General features: G+C 68.1%; 15 protein-coding genes. 2 read left to right on the top strand and 13 right to left on the bottom strand.

What is annotated here, in order from left to right; translation table 11 throughout:
- Positions 1-67: 67 nt before the first annotated feature.
- The 4 genes from ACFY10_RS42930 to ACFY10_RS42915 form a co-directional block, all read right to left on the bottom strand.
- On the bottom strand, positions 68-439 hold the full coding sequence (locus ACFY10_RS42930; RefSeq protein WP_232654253.1) for an FKBP-type peptidyl-prolyl cis-trans isomerase: 372 nt from the start codon (positions 437-439) through the stop codon (positions 68-70).
- Positions 440-499: 60 nt separating this feature from the next.
- Entirely contained in the window at positions 500-1,501 is a 1,002-nt protein-coding gene (locus tag ACFY10_RS42925) for an FKBP-type peptidyl-prolyl cis-trans isomerase (protein WP_390670776.1), read from the bottom strand.
- Between the two features lie 135 nt (positions 1,502-1,636).
- Positions 1,637-2,998: a Pup--protein ligase gene (pafA, locus tag ACFY10_RS42920; RefSeq protein ID WP_127181046.1), complete on the bottom strand. Its 1,362-nt coding sequence runs from the start codon at positions 2,996-2,998 to the stop codon at positions 1,637-1,639.
- 9 nt (positions 2,999-3,007) lie between these two features.
- A complete protein-coding gene (locus tag ACFY10_RS42915; RefSeq protein ID WP_390670775.1) occupies positions 3,008-4,267 on the bottom strand; it encodes an MFS transporter in 1,260 nt (419 codons plus the stop codon).
- Positions 4,268-4,375: 108 nt separating this feature from the next.
- On the opposite strand from ACFY10_RS42915, the gene ACFY10_RS42910 reads away from it, so the two are divergent.
- Entirely contained in the window at positions 4,376-5,392 is a 1,017-nt protein-coding gene (locus tag ACFY10_RS42910) for a LacI family DNA-binding transcriptional regulator (RefSeq protein WP_390670774.1), read from the top strand.
- Between the two features lie 59 nt (positions 5,393-5,451).
- On the opposite strand, the gene prcA is transcribed toward ACFY10_RS42910, so the two are convergent.
- From prcA to arc, 6 genes are all read right to left on the bottom strand, one after another.
- Complete coding sequence (gene prcA / locus ACFY10_RS42905; RefSeq protein WP_390670773.1) at positions 5,452-6,204, bottom strand: proteasome subunit alpha; 753 nt, start codon at positions 6,202-6,204, stop codon at positions 5,452-5,454.
- Between the two features lie 59 nt (positions 6,205-6,263).
- Positions 6,264-7,109, bottom strand: coding sequence for a proteasome subunit beta (gene prcB, locus ACFY10_RS42900; RefSeq protein WP_390670771.1), 846 nt, complete (start codon positions 7,107-7,109; stop codon positions 6,264-6,266).
- Positions 7,061-7,654: an endonuclease VII domain-containing protein gene (locus ACFY10_RS42895; protein ID WP_390670770.1), complete on the bottom strand. Its 594-nt coding sequence runs from the start codon at positions 7,652-7,654 to the stop codon at positions 7,061-7,063. Before ACFY10_RS42895 ends, prcB begins: the two co-directional genes overlap by 49 nt.
- A gap of 33 nt (positions 7,655-7,687) precedes the next feature.
- Complete coding sequence (locus ACFY10_RS42890; protein ID WP_123544333.1) at positions 7,688-7,903, bottom strand: ubiquitin-like protein Pup; 216 nt, start codon at positions 7,901-7,903, stop codon at positions 7,688-7,690.
- 156 nt (positions 7,904-8,059) lie between these two features.
- Positions 8,060-9,571, bottom strand: coding sequence for a depupylase/deamidase Dop (gene dop / locus ACFY10_RS42885; protein ID WP_390670769.1), 1,512 nt, complete (start codon positions 9,569-9,571; stop codon positions 8,060-8,062).
- Between the two features lie 245 nt (positions 9,572-9,816).
- Complete coding sequence (gene arc / locus ACFY10_RS42880) at positions 9,817-11,583, bottom strand: proteasome ATPase (RefSeq protein WP_390670768.1); 1,767 nt, start codon at positions 11,581-11,583, stop codon at positions 9,817-9,819.
- Between the two features lie 245 nt (positions 11,584-11,828).
- On the opposite strand from arc, the gene ACFY10_RS42875 reads away from it, so the two are divergent.
- Entirely contained in the window at positions 11,829-12,134 is a 306-nt protein-coding gene (locus tag ACFY10_RS42875) for a ferredoxin (RefSeq protein ID WP_390670767.1), read from the top strand.
- A gap of 57 nt (positions 12,135-12,191) precedes the next feature.
- Here the strand turns inward: ACFY10_RS42875 and ACFY10_RS42870 are convergent, their stop codons facing one another.
- The 3 genes from ACFY10_RS42870 to ACFY10_RS42860 form a co-directional block, all read right to left on the bottom strand.
- Complete coding sequence (locus ACFY10_RS42870) at positions 12,192-12,767, bottom strand: hypothetical protein (RefSeq protein WP_390670766.1); 576 nt, start codon at positions 12,765-12,767, stop codon at positions 12,192-12,194.
- Between the two features lie 221 nt (positions 12,768-12,988).
- The gene (locus ACFY10_RS42865) at positions 12,989-13,891 is read right to left on the bottom strand and encodes a tRNA (adenine-N1)-methyltransferase (RefSeq protein WP_079663364.1); all 903 of its coding nucleotides are present in this window, start codon (positions 13,889-13,891) and stop codon (positions 12,989-12,991) included.
- 38 nt (positions 13,892-13,929) lie between these two features.
- Positions 13,930-15,399: a site-2 protease family protein gene (locus tag ACFY10_RS42860; protein WP_390670765.1), complete on the bottom strand. Its 1,470-nt coding sequence runs from the start codon at positions 15,397-15,399 to the stop codon at positions 13,930-13,932.
- Between the last annotated feature and the right edge of the window lie 140 nt (positions 15,400-15,539).

Genomic DNA, 15,539 nt, shown 5'->3' with positions numbered 1-15,539 from the left:
AAAAGCCGAGGGCCCATGCCCGGACAGGCATGGGCCCCAGGTGATCGGGTCCGGTCGGAACCGACGATCAGACGGCGACGAGGTCGACCACGAAGATCAGGGTCTCGCCCGGCTTGATCGCCGGCGTCGGGCTCTGGTTGCCGTAGGCGAGGTGGGCAGGGATGGTCAGCTGGCGGCGGCCGCCGACCTTCATGCCCTGCACGCCCTGGTCCCAGCCCTTGATGACACGGCCGCCACCGAGCGGGAAGCGGAACGGCGTCCCGCGGTTCCAGCTGGCGTCGAACTCCTCACCGGTGCTGAAGGCAACGCCCACGTAGTGGACGGTGACGGTCTGGCCCGCCTGCGCAACAGCGCCGTCGCCCTCCCAGATGTCCTTGATCTCGAGGTCCGCCGGGGGCTCGCCGCCCGGGAAGTCGATCTCGGGCTTCTCGATGCTCACGTCTCTAGCTCCTGCTTGTCTGCGGAAAGGCAACACGCACAGTCTTACATCACCGGGCAGTTACATCTTGGCCAGGATGTCGACCGAGAAGACCATCACCGAGTCCTTCTTGATGCCGCTGTTGGCCGGCGGCTTGTCGCCGTAGCCCAGCTTCGGCGGGATGACAATGAGGACCCGGCTGCCGACCTTCTTGCCGGTCAGGCCCTGCCCCCAGCCCTTCACGACCTGCTGGATCCCGAACGACTGCAGCGCCTTGCGGTCGTACGTCGAGTCGAACACCTTGCCCGAGTCCCAGAACACGCCCTTGTACTGCACAAGCACGCTGTCCTGCGCTCCGACCACAGCGCCGTCGCCCTCGATGATGTACGTCGCCACCAGCTTGGTGGGCGCGGCCTTCTTGGGGATGTCGATGGACGGCGCCGCACCGTCGGTGTTGGTGCCGACCTTGGGCAGCGCGGCGTCCTTCTGCGCCACCTCCGTCCCCTTGGCGGAGCTCTTCGCGTTGAACGTGGCCTGCACATCCACCACGAACACCAGCGTGTCGGTACCCTTGATGCCCGCCTGCGAGTTCCCCGAGGTGCCGTACGCCCACGTGGGCGGAACCGCCATCTGAACGCGGCTGCCGGTCTTCTTGCCCGTCAGCCCGTACCGCCAGCCGTCAATGATGCTGCCCTGGGCGAGCTGGATGATCAGAGGCGTCTTGCGGTCGTAGGAGTTGTCGAAGACCTTCGCCGTGTTCCAGATCTGGCCCAGGTAGTGGGCCTGGACATAGTCGTTCTCCGCGACCGTCTTGCCTCCGCCCGCAATCAGCGTCTTGACCGCGAGGTTCTTCGAGGGGTCGCCGGTGCCCTTGGCGACGGTCGGCTTCTCACCGAACTTCGTGCCCGCCGTGATCGCCGGCAGCGGCCCCTCGACGATCTTCGGCGGCGGCGCGGCGGACGTGGCCGATGCGGAGGGCGACGGACTCGCTTCGGCCTTGCTCGAGTCGGACTTGTCCGAGCCGCATGCGGCGAGCGTGACCAGTCCTGCGGGTACGGCGGTGAGAAGGGAGCGTCGGCGCACGGTAAAAGCCTCGTATCGGTCGATCTTGTGGATGGCGTGCGCGCAACTCTACGGCGTGAGAAGGGCGCCGTACGGGAAACGTACGGCGCCCGTGTTGCGTTCCGGCCTATCACCGGAACGCGTTGTTCACATTGCTCACATTCCTGCGATCAGCTTCTCCACCCGGTCGTCCACCGAACGGAACGGGTCCTTGCACAACACCGTGCGCTGCGCCTGGTCGTTGAGCTTCAGATGGACCCAGTCGACCGTGAAGTCCCGGCGCTGTTCCTGGGCCCTGCGAATGAAGTCACCGCGCAGCCGGGCCCGAGTGGTCTGCGGGGGAACGGACTTGCCCTCGAAGATCTTCAAGTCGTTGCAGATCCGTGCTGCTTGACCCTTCCTCTCGAGCAGGTAGTACAGCCCACGACGGCGGTGAATGTCGTGGTAGGCGAGGTCTATCTGCGCGACCCTCGGATGCGACATGGTCATGTTGTGCTTGGCCCGGTACCGCTCGATGAGCTTGTACTTCATCACCCAGTCGATCTCGGTGCCGATCCGGTCGAGGTCCTCGGCCTCGATCGAGTCCAGCGTGCGGCCCCACAGCTCCAGGACCTGTTCGACGGTGCCGGTACGGATGCCGCGACGCTCGCAGAAGTCCACGGCTTTCTCGTAGTACTCGCGCTGCACCTCAAGGGCGGAGGCCTCGCGGCCGCTGGCCAGGCGCACCTTGCGCCGGCCCGTGATGTCGTGGCTGACCTCACGGATCGCCCGGATCGGGTTCTCCAGGGTCAGATCCCGCATCACCGTGCCCGCCTCGATCATGCGCAGCACCAGATCGGTCGCTCCGACCTTGAGCAGCATGGTCGTCTCGGACATGTTCGAGTCGCCCACGATGACATGCAGGCGGCGATAGCGCTCGGCGTCCGCATGCGGTTCGTCGCGGGTGTTGATGATGGGCCTCGAGCGGGTCGTCGCCGAGGAGACGCCCTCCCAGATGTGCTCGGCCCGCTGACTGACGCAGTACACCGCGCCCCGCGGCGTCTGCAGCACCTTGCCGGCGCCGCACAGAAGCTGCCTCGTGACGAGGAACGGAATGAGGATGTCCGCGAGCCGGGAGAACTCCCCATGGCGTGCGACGAGATAGTTCTCGTGACAGCCGTAGGAGTTGCCCGCCGAGTCGGTGTTGTTCTTGAAGAGGTAGACGTCGCCCGCGATTCCCTCCTCGTGCAGGCGTCGTTCGGCGTCCACCAGGAGTCCTTCGAGAATGCGCTCGCCCGCTTTGTCGTGGGTGACCAGTTCGGTCACGTTGTCACACTCGGGTGTCGCGTATTCCGGATGTGAGCCCACGTCGAGATAGAGGCGGGCGCCGTTTCGCAGAAAGACATTGCTGCTGCGGCCCCATGACACGACACGGCGGAAGAGGTACCGCGCCACCTCGTCGGGAGACAGGCGGCGCTGTCCCCTGAACGTACACGTGACGCCGTACTCGTTCTCCAGCCCGAAAATGCGGCGGTCCATGACTGAACATTACGCCCGATCCCCTGACCTGAAACGGGGTTCGACGGCACGGTTTGGATCATTTTCCGATGAAGCCGCAACCACCGCACGCCCTGCGGGAGCTGCAAGGACCCGCCCGGTGGCCAGCAGAACCAGCAACGACACGGCCCCCGCGGCACCCGGCACGGCGAAGCCCCACACCGCCCCGCCCCACTCGACGACCGGGCCCGCCAGGCCCGTTCCCACCGAGGAACCCACCGTGAACGTCGTCACAATCCAGGAGAACGCCTCGGTGACCGTGCCACGCGGCGCGTGCCGGTCGACGAGGACGAACGCACAGGCGAGACACGGCGCAAGGAAGAGCCCGGCGACGGCCGTGAGCGCCGTCATCGCCACCGGACCCGGCGTCAGCGTGAGCGGCAGGTAACACACCGCCAGAAATGCCACCAGCACCCGCAGTCGCCGCTCCGGCGCACCGCTCCACTGCCGCGCCCCGTACGCCGTACCCCCCACGAGCGCGCCGAGGCCGACGGCCGCCATCAGCCAGCCGTACACCGCATCCCCGCCGTGGCCGTCGGCGTAGGCCACAGCCGCGACCGCGATGGAGCCGAGCGCAATCCCCACGGCCAGGAACGCACCGAGCAGGACGAGCAGTCCGGGCGAGCGCAGCGCACCCAGCCAGTGCGCCTCGCGCGGCGCCGAACGCCACGCGCGCGAGGGCGGCGACACCACCACCGACAGGGCACCCAGCACACCGATGACGTTGACGAGCACCAGCGCCGCCTGCGCCGACCACAGCGACACGCACAGGGTCACCAGCAACGGGCCGACGGTGAACATGACTTCCTGGGCGACGGCATCCATCGCATACGCCGTCTGCACCTGACCCTCGCTGCGCAGCACCGAGGACCACAGCGCGCGCAGACCGCCCTCCAGGGGCGGCGTGAAGAGCCCCGAGAGCGCCACGCACGCGTACGCGAGCGCCAGCGGATCGATGCCGGCGAAGGCGAAGGCGGACATGGCGAGCGCGGAGCCGAGCGCCGCAGGCAGCTGGACACGCGGCTGCCCGTACAGGTCCACAAGCCGCCCCAGCAGCGGCTGCCCCACGGCATTGGCCACCCCGTACACCGCGGCAAGCCCGCCGGCCAGGCTGTACGTGCCGCCCTCAGCCCGCACGAACAGCACAATCGCGATCGCGGCGACGGCACACGGCAGCCGGCCCACGAGCGTGCCGGCGAGCAGACGCCCGGCGTGCCTGGTCCTGAGGATCTCCACGTATCCCGCAGCCATGTCCGCTCCCCCTCACCCGGACCGTCGCCGGAAGTTTTACGTATAACGTCCGCTCTCATACGTACCATGTGCGCTGTTCACGAGTCCAGACGAAGGAGCAGGCCCACGGTGGCACCAGGCAGCACCCGCCCCACCAGCCGTGACGTCGCCCAGGCCGCCGGCGTCTCCCAGGCCGCCGTCTCCCTGGTACTCGGCGACAAATGGCGCGGCCGGGTCTCCGAGGCCACCGCCGAACGCGTACGCGAAGCCGCCCGCGACCTCGGCTACCGGCCCAACCTCGCCGCCCGCAACCTCCGCCTCGGCCGCACCCGGACCGTGCTCCTCGTGGTCCCGGCACTGACGACGGAGTTCTTCGCAGGCGTCTACACAGGCGCAGCCCGCGTCGCCGCCGACCACGGCTTCGGCGTGGTCCTCTACCCCTCCCCCGAAGGCATCGGCCCCGCCCGAGACCCCTTCGCCTCCGCCCAAGCCGCCCTGGACGGCGTCATCGCCTCCTCCATGGCCGCCGACGCCCTCACCGCCATCCGCGGCGACCAGCTGCCCCTGGTGATGCTCGACAGCGACCCCGGGGGCAGCCTGGGCGCGGCGACGGTGAACCTGGACATCGCGGACGGCGTCCGTCAGGTCGCCGACCACCTGCTGGGCCTGGGCCACCGGCGCTTCCTGCACCTGGCGGCAGACGTGGCGTCCTGGACCTTCGAGGCACGCGCGCGTGAACTGACCGCCCGGGTCGGCGCCGTCCCGGGCACGTCGGTACGGACGACCCGGGCACCGATCTCCATCGAGGGCGCACTGGCCGCCGCCGAGGCAGCCCTGTCCGCGCCGGGCCCCCGACCCACGGCCCTGGTCTGCGACGACGACAAACTCGCGGCCGGCGCCTACAAAGCAGCCCGCCGCCTGGGCCTGCGCATCCCCGACGACATCTCCGTCACCGGCCTCGACGACCTCGCCCTCGCCACCGCCCTCGACCCCGAACTCACGACCGTACGCCTCGACGCCGAACTCTTCGGCGAACACGGCATGCGAGCCCTGCTGGCCGTCCTGGAAGGCCGCACCCCGGACGCGGGCGACATCCCCGTCGACTTGGTCGTACGGGGCTCCACAGCGCCGCCAGGCGCCCCCTGAACGCCCTGTGCCCCGGCCGCATCGACGACCGGGGCACCCAAGGAGCGGGGTGAGGCGGACTACTCCTCGTCCGAGCCCTCCTCCGAGCTGCTCTCGGCCTCCGTGGCCGCTCCATCAGCCTCCAGAAGCCGGGACAGCTGGCGGCCCACGATCCGCTTGAACTTCCGCGCCTGCGGACGCGTACGGTCCAGCACCGCGACCTCCAGACGCTCGGCGGGAATCTCCCGCTGCGTGCCATTCGTGTCACGGGACAGAGCCTGGACGGCCAGCTTCAGCCCCTCGGCGAGAGACATGCCCTCACGGTGCTGCTGATCGAGATAGGTGCTGATCTGCTCGGCGTTGCCACCGACCGCGACCGAGCCATGCTCGTCCACGATCGACCCGTCGTGCGGCAGCCGATAGATCTGGTCACCCTCGGGCGTCTCACCGACCTCCGCAACGACCAGCTCCACCTCGTACGGCTTCTCGGCCGCACTGGAGAAGATCGTGCCCAGCGTCTGGGCATAGACGTTGGCGAGACCACGAGCGGTCACGTCGTCACGGTCATAGGTGTAACCACGAAGATCGGCATACCGCACACCGCCGATCCGGAGGTTCTCGTACTCGTTGTACTTACCGGCGGCCGCAAAGCCGATCCGGTCATAGATCTCGCTGAACTTGTGCAGCGCACGGGACGGGTTCTCGCCGACGAACACGATGCCGTCGGCATACTGCAGCACGACCAGGCTGCGGCCACGGGCGATGCCCTTGCGGGCGTACTCCGCCCGGTCGGCCATGGCCTGCTGGGGTGAGACATAGAACGGCGTCGACACCGGTTATCCGTCCCTTTCTGTCGAAGTCACTGGATCACCTTGATAAGACAGGCCGTCGGCTAGAGCAGCGCAGCCCGCGGACCGTCGGGCTGCTCCAGACGCCGCTCCAGGATCGAGCGGGCGATCTCGGAGGACTCGTCGTCGGTGAGCCGGCGGAATCCGTCCTCGGTGATCACGGTGACGATCGGGTAGATCCGGCGGGCGACATCGGGACCACCGGTCGCCGAGTCGTCGTCTGCCGCGTCGTAGAGGGCCTGGACCACGAGGGTCGTGGCCTCGTCCTCGGTCAGCGCGTCATGGAAGAGCTTCTTCATGGCACCGCGCGCGAAGATCGAGCCGGAACCGGTGGCAGCGAAGTTGTGCTCCTCGGAGCGGCCGCCCGTCACGTCGTAGGAGAAGATACGGCCCCTCTCGCGGTCCACGTCATACCCCGCGAAAAGGGGAACCACGGCCAGCCCCTGCATGGCCATGCCCAGGTTGGAACGGATCATGGTCGACAGCCGGTTCGCCTTGCCCTCCAGCGAGAGCTGCGCCCCCTCGACCTTCTCGAAGTGCTCCAGCTCGAGCTGGAACAGCTTGACCATCTCCACGGCCAGGCCGGCCGCACCGGCGATGCCCACCGCCGAGTACTCGTCGGCCGGGAAGACCTTCTCGATATCGCGCTGGGCGATGACGTTGCCCATGGTGGCGCGACGGTCACCGGCGAGCACGACACCACCCGGGAACGTCACGGCCACGATCGTGGTGCCGTGCGGCGCCTCGATCACACCCTGCGTCGGGAGCAGCTGCCGGTTGCCCGGAAGCATCTCCGGCTGGTGCTCGGACAGAAAGTCCATGAAGGACGACGACCCAGGCGTCAGGAAGGCAGCTGGTAGACGCCCGGTGCTACGAGTGTTGGCTTCCACGCGATTCCTTCCAAGTAAGCGGCGGCCCGACGGACAGCGTCGGGGTCATCTCCCAACTTGCCGATGGCCGAATTGCAGTTGAAGCACAGTACGCCTCGGACCCTACCCGTCTTGTGGCAGTGATCCACATGAATGGCTGGGGCCTTCAGACAGATCACACAGAGACCCATCTGAGCCGCAACCATCTCCTCACGCTCGGCTTCCGTCATGCCGTACTGGCGCTTCAGATGGCCCGCGCGGCCCTCGGCGGCCCGACACGCCTTGCAGCGCGTCGACAACCCATCCGAGGCCGTTGCATTGCGGTGCCACTCGCTCCACGGCTTGACCTCACCGCACTTCAGGCAGAGCTTGTGCCCCTCTGGCACCTCTACCTTGGGTCGCACCTTCCGCCCCAAGCTCTGCTGACGCGTCCGGTGATAGTCCGATGCACAGTCCCGACAGTGCCGCTGCAAGCCATCCAGGTTGGACCGCCTGCGAGCGAAGGCCGCGTGCGGCTTGATCTCACCGCACCGCACGCAACGCTTCACGCCCTCTTCGCTTGCCAAGTTCGACGCCCCCCGTAACCTTCGAATCGAAGGTTACTCGCCGCCTTTCTGAACGAATGACCGAACGAAATCCTCTGCGTTCTCCTCCAGGACGTCATCGATCTCGTCCAGGACGGAGTCCACGTCGTCGCTCAGCTTCTCCTGGCGCTCCTTGAGGTCTTCGGATGCCTGCGCCTCGGGCGCCTCCTCGACCTCCTCCGTGGAGCGCGTCGCCTTCTGCTGTCCGCCGCCGGTGTCCTTGGTCGCCATAAACCCTCACCCCGCTCGGTTCGACGTTCTTGATCAGACCCTACAAGCAGGGTCTGACATCGGCCCCGCAGTTCCTACAACGTACGGCGGCCACCTCGATGATTCCCTGCCGCCAGAAATTCCACCCTGCCCGGCGACCCGGGTACGTGGGCCCGCTCAGCCGCCGGACAGCACCCTGACCAGGTCTTCCGCCGTGCGGCAGCGGTCCAGGAGTTCCTTGACGTGATTTCGCGTTCCGCGAAGCGGTTCCAGGGTTGGGACACGCTGGAGCGAGTCCCGGCCCGGGAGGTCGAAGATCACGGAGTCCCAGGAGGCTGCCGCGACGTCGTCCGCGTACTGCTCCAGGCAGCGTCCGCGGAAATAGGCGCGAGTGTCCTCCGGGGGCTTTGTACGGGCCCGCTCGACCTCGTTCTCGTCCAGCAGGCGCTTCATACGGCCGCGGGCCGCGAGGCGGTTGTAGAGGCCCTTCTCGGGGCGTACGTCGGCGTACTGGAGGTCGAGGAGGTGGAGCTTCGCGGCGTCCCAGTCGAGGCCGTCGCGGCGTCGGTAGCCCTCCATGAGCTCCTTTTTGGCGACCCAGTCCAGCTCGCCGGCCAGGCTCATGGGGTCGTTCTCCAGGCGGTTGAGGGTGTCTTCCCAGCGGGCCAGGACGTCCTTGGTCTGCTCGTCGGCATCCGCCCCGAACCGCTCCTCGACGTACTTGCGGGAGAGTTCGAAGTACTCCATCTGGAGCTGGACCGCGGTGAGTGTGCGGCCGCTGCGGAGGGTGACCAGGCGCTTGAGTGTCGGGTCGTGGGAGACCTGGTGGAGGGTGCGGACGGGCTGGTCCACGGCCAGGTCGACGGCGATGAAGCCGTCTTCGATCATGGACAGGACGAGCGCCGTCGTGCCCAGCTTGAGGTACGTCGAGATCTCCGAGAGGTTCGCGTCGCCGATGATCACGTGCAGGCGGCGGTACTTCTCGGCGTCGGCGTGCGGCTCGTCGCGGGTGTTGATGATCGGGCGCTTGAGGGTTGTCTCGAGGCCTACCTCGACCTCGAAGTAGTCGGCGCGCTGGCTGAGCTGGAAGCCGTGTTCGTGTCCGTCCTGGCCGATGCCGACGCGGCCTGCTCCGGTGACGACCTGGCGGGAGACGAAGAAGGGCGTGAGGTGGCGCACGATGTCGGAGAAGGGGGTTTCCCGCTTCATCAGGTAGTTCTCGTGCGTGCCGTAGGAGGCGCCCTTGTTGTCGGTGTTGTTCTTGTAGAGGTGGATCGGCTGGGCGCCCGGGAGCGCGGCCGCCCGCTCGGCGGCCTCCGCCATGATGCGCTCGCCGGCCTTGTCCCAGAGGACGGCGTCGCGCGGATTGGTGACCTCCGGAGCGCTGTATTCCGGGTGTGCGTGGTCGACGTAGAGTCGTGCGCCGTTGGTGAGGATGACGTTGGCGAGGCCGATGTCCTCGTCGGTGAGCTGGCTGGCGTCGGCGGCCTCGCGGGCGAGGTCGAAGCCTCGCGCGTCCCGCAGCGGGTTCTCCTCCTCGAAGTCCCAGCGGGCCCGGCGGGCCCGGTGCATCGCCGCCGCGTAGGCGTTGACGATCTGGGACGAGGTGAGCATGGCATTGGCGTTGGGGTGGCCGGGGACGGAGATGCCGTACTCCGTCTCGATGCCCATTACTCGCCGTACGGTCATGCGGCCCTCCTTGCCCGGCGGCGCCCTCGGTCGGGGACGCTGCTCAAGTACCGCTGGCGCTCCGGTGCGTGTGCGGTGCCCGTCCCCGCACTGCGCGACTCGGCGGTACCGAAGAGCCTAGAACGGCTTTGCGCTGGTGGGGAGATCATTTGCGTCATTGCCTTGCGCGCCTCTTGTTGCGGTCTTGGCCTGAAAAACAGTGGGCTGCGGGTACCCGGTGAGGGCACCCGCAGCCGCCCTGTCTTTTACAGGTACTGACCGGTGTTCGCCACCGTGTCGATGGAGCGTCCGGTGTCGGCGCCCTGCTTTCCGGTGATGAGGGTGCGGATGTAGACGATCCGTTCGCCCTTCTTTCCGGAGATTCGGGCCCAGTCGTCCGGGTTGGTGGTGTTGGGCAGGTCTTCGTTCTCCTTGAACTCGTCCACGCATGCCTGGAGGAGGTGGGAGACTCGGAGGCCCTTGGAGTTGTGGTCGAGGAAGTCCTTGATCGCCATCTTCTTGGCGCGGCCGACGATGTTCTCGATCATGGCGCCGGAGTTGAAGTCCTTGAAGTAGAGGACTTCCTTGTCACCGTTGGCGTAGGTGACCTCCAGGAAGCGGTTCTCCTCGGATTCTGCGTACATGTGCTCGACGGCCGTCTGGATCATGCTTTCGACGGTGGTCGTCTTGCTGCCGCCGTGCTCGCCGAGGTCGTCGGCGTGGAGCGGGAGGCGTTCGGTGAGGTACTTGCCGAAGATGTCCTTGGCGGCTTCGGCGTCGGGACGCTCGATCTTGATCTTCACATCCAGGCGGCCGGGGCGCAGGATGGCGGGGTCGATCATGTCCTCGCGGTTGGAGGCGCCGATCACGACCACGTTCTGCAGGCCTTCGACACCGTCGATCTCGGCGAGCAGCTGGGGGACGATGGTGTTCTCCACGTCCGAGCTGACACCGGAGCCACGGGTGCGGAAGAGGGATTCCATCTCGTCGAAGAAGACGATGACGGGTGTGCCCTCGCTGGCCTTCTCACGGGCACGCTGGAAGACGAGGCGGATCTGCCGCTCGGTCTCGCCGACGTACTTGTTCAGGAGCTCGGGGCCCTTGATGTTGAGGAAGAAGCTCTTGCCGGCGGCCTGGCCGGTGACCTCGGCGACCTTCTTGGCCAGCGAGTTGGCGACGGCCTTGGCGATGAGCGTCTTTCCGCATCCGGGGGGTCCGTAGAGCAGGACGCCCTTGGGCGGCCGCAGTTCGTGCTCCTTGAAAAGGTCGGGGTAGAGGTACGGCAGCTCGACCGCGTCGCGGATCGCCTCGATCTGGCCCCCGAGGCCGCCGATCTGCTCGTAGCCGATGTCGGGGACCTCTTCGAGGACGAGTTCCTCGACCTCGCTCTTGGGAACGATCTCGTAGACATAGCCGGATCGGGGTTCGAGCAGCAGGGCGTCGCCGGGGCGGATGTTGACGTCCAGCAGTGGCTCGGCGAGCCGTACCACCCGCTCCTCGTCGGTGTGCCCGAGCACCAGGGCTCGTTCGCCGTCCTCGAGGATTTCCTTGAGGGTGACGATGTCGCCGACGCGCTCGTACTCCATGGCCTCGACCACGTTGAGCGCTTCGTTGAGCATTACTTCCTGGCCGCGCCGGAGCTCTTCGAGGTCGACGCTGGGGCTGACGTTCACGCGGAGCTTGCGGCCGCCGGTGAAGATGTCGGCGGTGCCGTCCTCGTTCGCCGTGAGGAAGACTCCGAAGCCGGCCGGTGGCTGTGCGAGCCGGTCGACTTCCTCCTTGAGGGCCACGATCTGGTCGCGGGCCTCACGGAGCGTGTTGGCGAGTCGCTCGTTCTGGGCGGACACGCCGGCCAGGTTGGTCTGCAGCTCGACGATCCGCTCTTCGAGAATCCTCGTGTGTCGCGGAGAGTCGGCGAGCTTGCGTCGCAGGACGGCGATCTCCTGCTCAAGGTAGGCAATCTGCCCGGCCGGGTCGTCGGACCCTCGTCCCGGGCGGATGCCGCGGTTCATGTCGTCGTCGTGGGCTGCCACGGTCCTCACCTCCTCCAAGGGGAGCTGGACGCTTCCAGACCCTACCTGGGTGGGTGTCGATTGAAACCCCTAGATCACAAAGACTGTCGAGGTGTGTCCGATCTTCACCCTTGCGCTCTCCCTCACGCCAGGGGAATACCCACCGAACATGATTGGGAAGCCGCCACAGGTAGGGTCGAAGTGTTCAACACCCGTCAGAGCTGGCCGGATTCCCGGTTCGGCTCGGCATCTCTACGGCAGGAGACATGAGCGTGCAGCAGGAGGCCGCGGTCGGCGGCGAGGCGCTGGAGGTCTGGATCGACCAGGACCTGTGTACCGGCGACGGGATCTGCGCCCAGTACGCGCCCGAGGTGTTCGAGCTGGACATCGACGGGCTGGCCTATGTGAAGGGCTCGGACGAGGAGCTGTTGCAGGCCAGGGGCGCTGCAACGCCCGTTCCGCTGCCGCTTCTCACGGATGTGGTGGACTCGGCGAAGGAGTGTCCGGGCGAGTGCATCCATGTGCGGCGGGTTTCGGACAGGGTCGAGGTCTACGGGCCGGACGCCGAGTGACCGGGCGGGTACTGCCTGTTACTGCTGTCTGATATCTCACACGCTTTATTGCGCGGCTCAGACGCTGTGTGCTCCGGCGGGTGTCGAGCGCATGAACGCGCCGTTCTTCCACTGCCACTTCGCGCTGTCGGTGACGTCGGGGCAGCAGCGGGGGACGTTGTTCGTCGAGTAGCCGAGGAGTGTGGCGAGGACGGCTCCGTCGCGTACGGCGAAGTCACTGACGGTGTCGCCGGTCTTGGGGTCGAGCAGGGTGGCCACCACGCGGGGTTTGTTGCTGCCGGTCGCGTGTGTGAGGACGTAGACGCCGTCGGGCGGGGTGCCCATGGGCGCGTCGCAGTGGACCACGGCCACGGTTTCGGGGTTTCCGTCGCCGTCGAGGTCTCCGGTGGCCTTCTTCTGTACGACTGCCTTCACCGGGCCGCAGGTGATGGGGAAGTCGACTCCCGTGGTGCTGGGCGCGGTCGCCGTGTGGGCGGTCTTCGTCCGGGGGCCGGCCGTCTGGGCTGCTGTGGCCGAGTTGGGCTGCAGGAGCGAGGAGAGGGCCATGACGCCTGAGACGGCTGTGGCGGTGGCGACCCAGTGGATCGGGCGGGTGTGCGTGTGTGCCAGTTCCGGGACGGCGGATTGCTGCACTAGGAGTGTCTCCTGTGAGGGCTGTGCCGGTGGGGGTGGCCTGCATCGTGCCACACGTCACAGTGCGGGGGAACGGCGGGGTGTTCGGTTCCTCGAATGGGTCGTGCCGGGTTTGTTCGGTTTGTGGCGTGGTGTCAACAGAAGGGCGCTGCGGCCGAGTTGCGGATGGTGTCCGGGAACTCGGCCGCAGCGCCCATTCGTTGGGTGCGGCACGGACCGCCCTAGCGGCCGGTGCCTCCGTCGGCGTTGGGGCCGGCGTAGTCCTCGCCGTAGGCGCCCTTGGCGGGGCGGCGGCGGCGCATGGGGGGCTCGACGCCGTCGGCGAGGCGGCGGGCGGTGAGGAGGAAGCCGGTGTGGCCGATCATGCGGTGGTCGGGGCGGACGGCGAGGCCCTCGATGTGCCAGTTGCGGATCATCGTCTCCCAGGCGGTCGGCTCGTTGAAGGAGCCGATCTCGCGGATGGACTCGACGGTCCTGGCGAGCTGGGTGGTGGTGGCGACGTAGCAGCAGAGGATGCCGCCGGGGACGAGCGCCTTGGAGACGGCCTCCAGGCACTCCCAGGGGGCGAGCATGTCGAGGATGACGCGGTCGACGTCGGTGTCGCTCAGGTTGTCCTGGAGGTCGCCGACGGTGAGCTGCCAGGCGGGGTGCGGGCCGCCGAAGTAGCGCTCGACGTTCTGCTGGGCGATCTCGGCGAAGTCCTCGCGGCGCTCGTAGCTGTGCAGCATGCCCTGGTCGCCGATGGCGCGCAGCAGGAAGCTGCTGAGCGAGCCGGAGCCGACGCCGGCCTCGACGACGCGTGCGCCGGGGAAGATGTCGGCGAAGGCGAGGATCTGCCCCGCGTCCTTCGGGTACACAACGGCTGCCCCGCGGGGCATGGACAGGACGTAGTCGGGGAGCAGGGGGCGCAGCGCGAGGTAGGCGACGTTCCCGGTGGTGCGGACAACGCTGCCCTCGGGAGCACCGATCAGTTCGTCGTGCGGGAAGGAACCCTTGTGGGTGTGGAAGTTCTTCCCGGCCTCGAGCGTGAACGTGTAGTGGCGGCCCTTGGGGTCGGTCAGCTGAACCTGGTCCCCGACCTTGAAGGGCCCGCGCCTGCGGGCGGCACCGGTCGGTTCGGACATGTGAACAGACTACCGGGGTTTGGCGGGGTCGCCGACCACTAGGACGGTCTGGCCATGGCCTTCACGAAGGCGCGCTCGACGTCGGCGGCGGACAGGACGCCGTAGATCTCGCCGGTCTCCTCGACCACCAGGTATTCGGTTGCGGGGGTGGCGCGCAGGACGTCGAGGAGGTCCTCTCCCGCCAGTTCCACGGAGATGCGCATGCCGTCCGTGAGGTCCTGGGCGAGGCCGCTGACGGCGACCCAGGGGCGGCGGTGTTCCGGTACGCCGACGATGGCGGCCTCGCGGACGAGGGAGAGGGGGTTGCCGTCGGGGTCGACGACCACGAGGGCGCGGGCGCCGGCGGCGTTGGCGCGGCGCAGTGCCTCGGAGAGGGGGGTGTCTGTCTCGACGGGGACGGCACGGCGGGTGAGGTTGCGGGCGCGCAGCTCGGGGAGGTGTTCGCGCAGCCGGGCCATGCGCAGGCTGTTGCCGGCGCCGGTCCAGATGATGGCGGCGAGGATCGCGGCGAGCAGGGCGTCGGTGACGGTGTCCATGCCGACGCTGTCCTCGGCGGTGGTGCCGAGGGCTCCGGACTGGGTGAGCAGCGGGAGGCCGATGAGGACGGAGACGGCGAGGGCGCGGCCGACCCAGGCGGCGGCGATGGTGCCGCTCATCGGGCGGCCGGTGATCTTCCAGACGACGGCGCGGAGCATGCGGCCGCCGTCGAGGGGCAGGCCGGGCAGGAGGTTGAAGGCGGCCACGATGAGGTTGGAGATCATCAGGCCGGCGAGCAGGACGCCGGGGACGGTGCCGGGCTCGACGGGCTGCAGGGCGACGTAGAAGAGGCCGGCGAGGACGAGGGAGAGGAGTGGGCCGACAAAGGCCAGCACGAATTCTCGGCCGGGGGTCTCGGCCTCTTTCTCGATCTCGGAGACGCCGCCGAAGAACTGGAGCTGGATGCGGCGCACGGGGAGCTTGAAGCGGAGGGCCGCGACGGTGTGGGCCAGTTCGTGGACGAGGACGGAGGCGTAGAAGGCGACTGCGAAGAAGAGGGAGACGAGGTAGCGGGCGGCGCCGAGTTCGGGCAGGACGCGGTCGAGCTGGCCGCCGAAGACCCAGGTGATCAGGGCGGCGACGAGGAACCAGCTGGGGGCGACGTACACGGGCACGCCGAAGGGGCGGCCCATGAGGAGGCCGCCGGGTTCCCGGGGGCGTTTGGGCGGGCGGGTCTTGGCGGTGCCGGAGTGGGCGAAGGTGCGGTCGTCTGCCGGGCTTTTCGCTGCGGGGCTGTCCGCGGGGCTCGTTTCCGGGGCGGATGCGTCGCTTGCGGTGGGCTCGGTTTCGCGCTCGCCGGAGGTCGGAGCGTCTGTGCCGTTGTCCGGTGCCGGGTTCTTCCTGGCATCCGTCGGGGGCTGTTCGTCGGCCGGGGTGGGTGTAGGGGCGTCCGGGGCCGTAGACCCTGCGTGGTGGTCGGCCGGCTCGTCGGTGCCGGACCGCGGCTGCCCGCTCCCGCCGCTCTCGTCCACGATGTCCCCTCGTTCGAAGCGTCTTCCGCGCCTGCCGGGCGGAAGGGTCTGGGGTCGATGGTATGCGGCCGTCGCAACGCGTTCCGCCCCGGCACCCCCTGTATTTCCCCAGGCGTCGCAGCTGTCACGGCCGCGGATGG

The organism is Streptomyces sp. NPDC001401 (genome assembly GCF_042895385.1).
GTDB lineage: Bacteria > Actinomycetota > Actinomycetes > Streptomycetales > Streptomycetaceae > Streptomyces.
The sequence above is the reverse complement of the archived record's forward strand: the minus strand, read 5'-3'. Positions and strand labels throughout refer to the sequence as shown.

What these genes read in the sequence shown, in the direction of transcription:
- pafA (WP_127181046.1), bottom strand. Translation starts at nt 2,998, where the DNA reads ATGGACCGCCGCATTTTCGGGCTGGAGAACGAGTACGGCGTCACGTGT.
- ACFY10_RS42915 (WP_390670775.1), bottom strand. Translation starts at nt 4,267, where the DNA reads ATGGCTGCGGGATACGTGGAGATCCTCAGGACCAGGCACGCCGGGCGT.
- ACFY10_RS42890 (WP_123544333.1), bottom strand. Translation starts at nt 7,903, where the DNA reads ATGGCGACCAAGGACACCGGCGGCGGACAGCAGAAGGCGACGCGCTCC.
- dop (WP_390670769.1), bottom strand. Translation starts at nt 9,571, where the DNA reads ATGACCGTACGGCGAGTAATGGGCATCGAGACGGAGTACGGCATCTCC.
- ACFY10_RS42875 (WP_390670767.1), top strand. Translation starts at nt 11,829, where the DNA reads ATGAGCGTGCAGCAGGAGGCCGCGGTCGGCGGCGAGGCGCTGGAGGTC.
- ACFY10_RS42865 (WP_079663364.1), bottom strand. Translation starts at nt 13,891, where the DNA reads ATGTCCGAACCGACCGGTGCCGCCCGCAGGCGCGGGCCCTTCAAGGTC.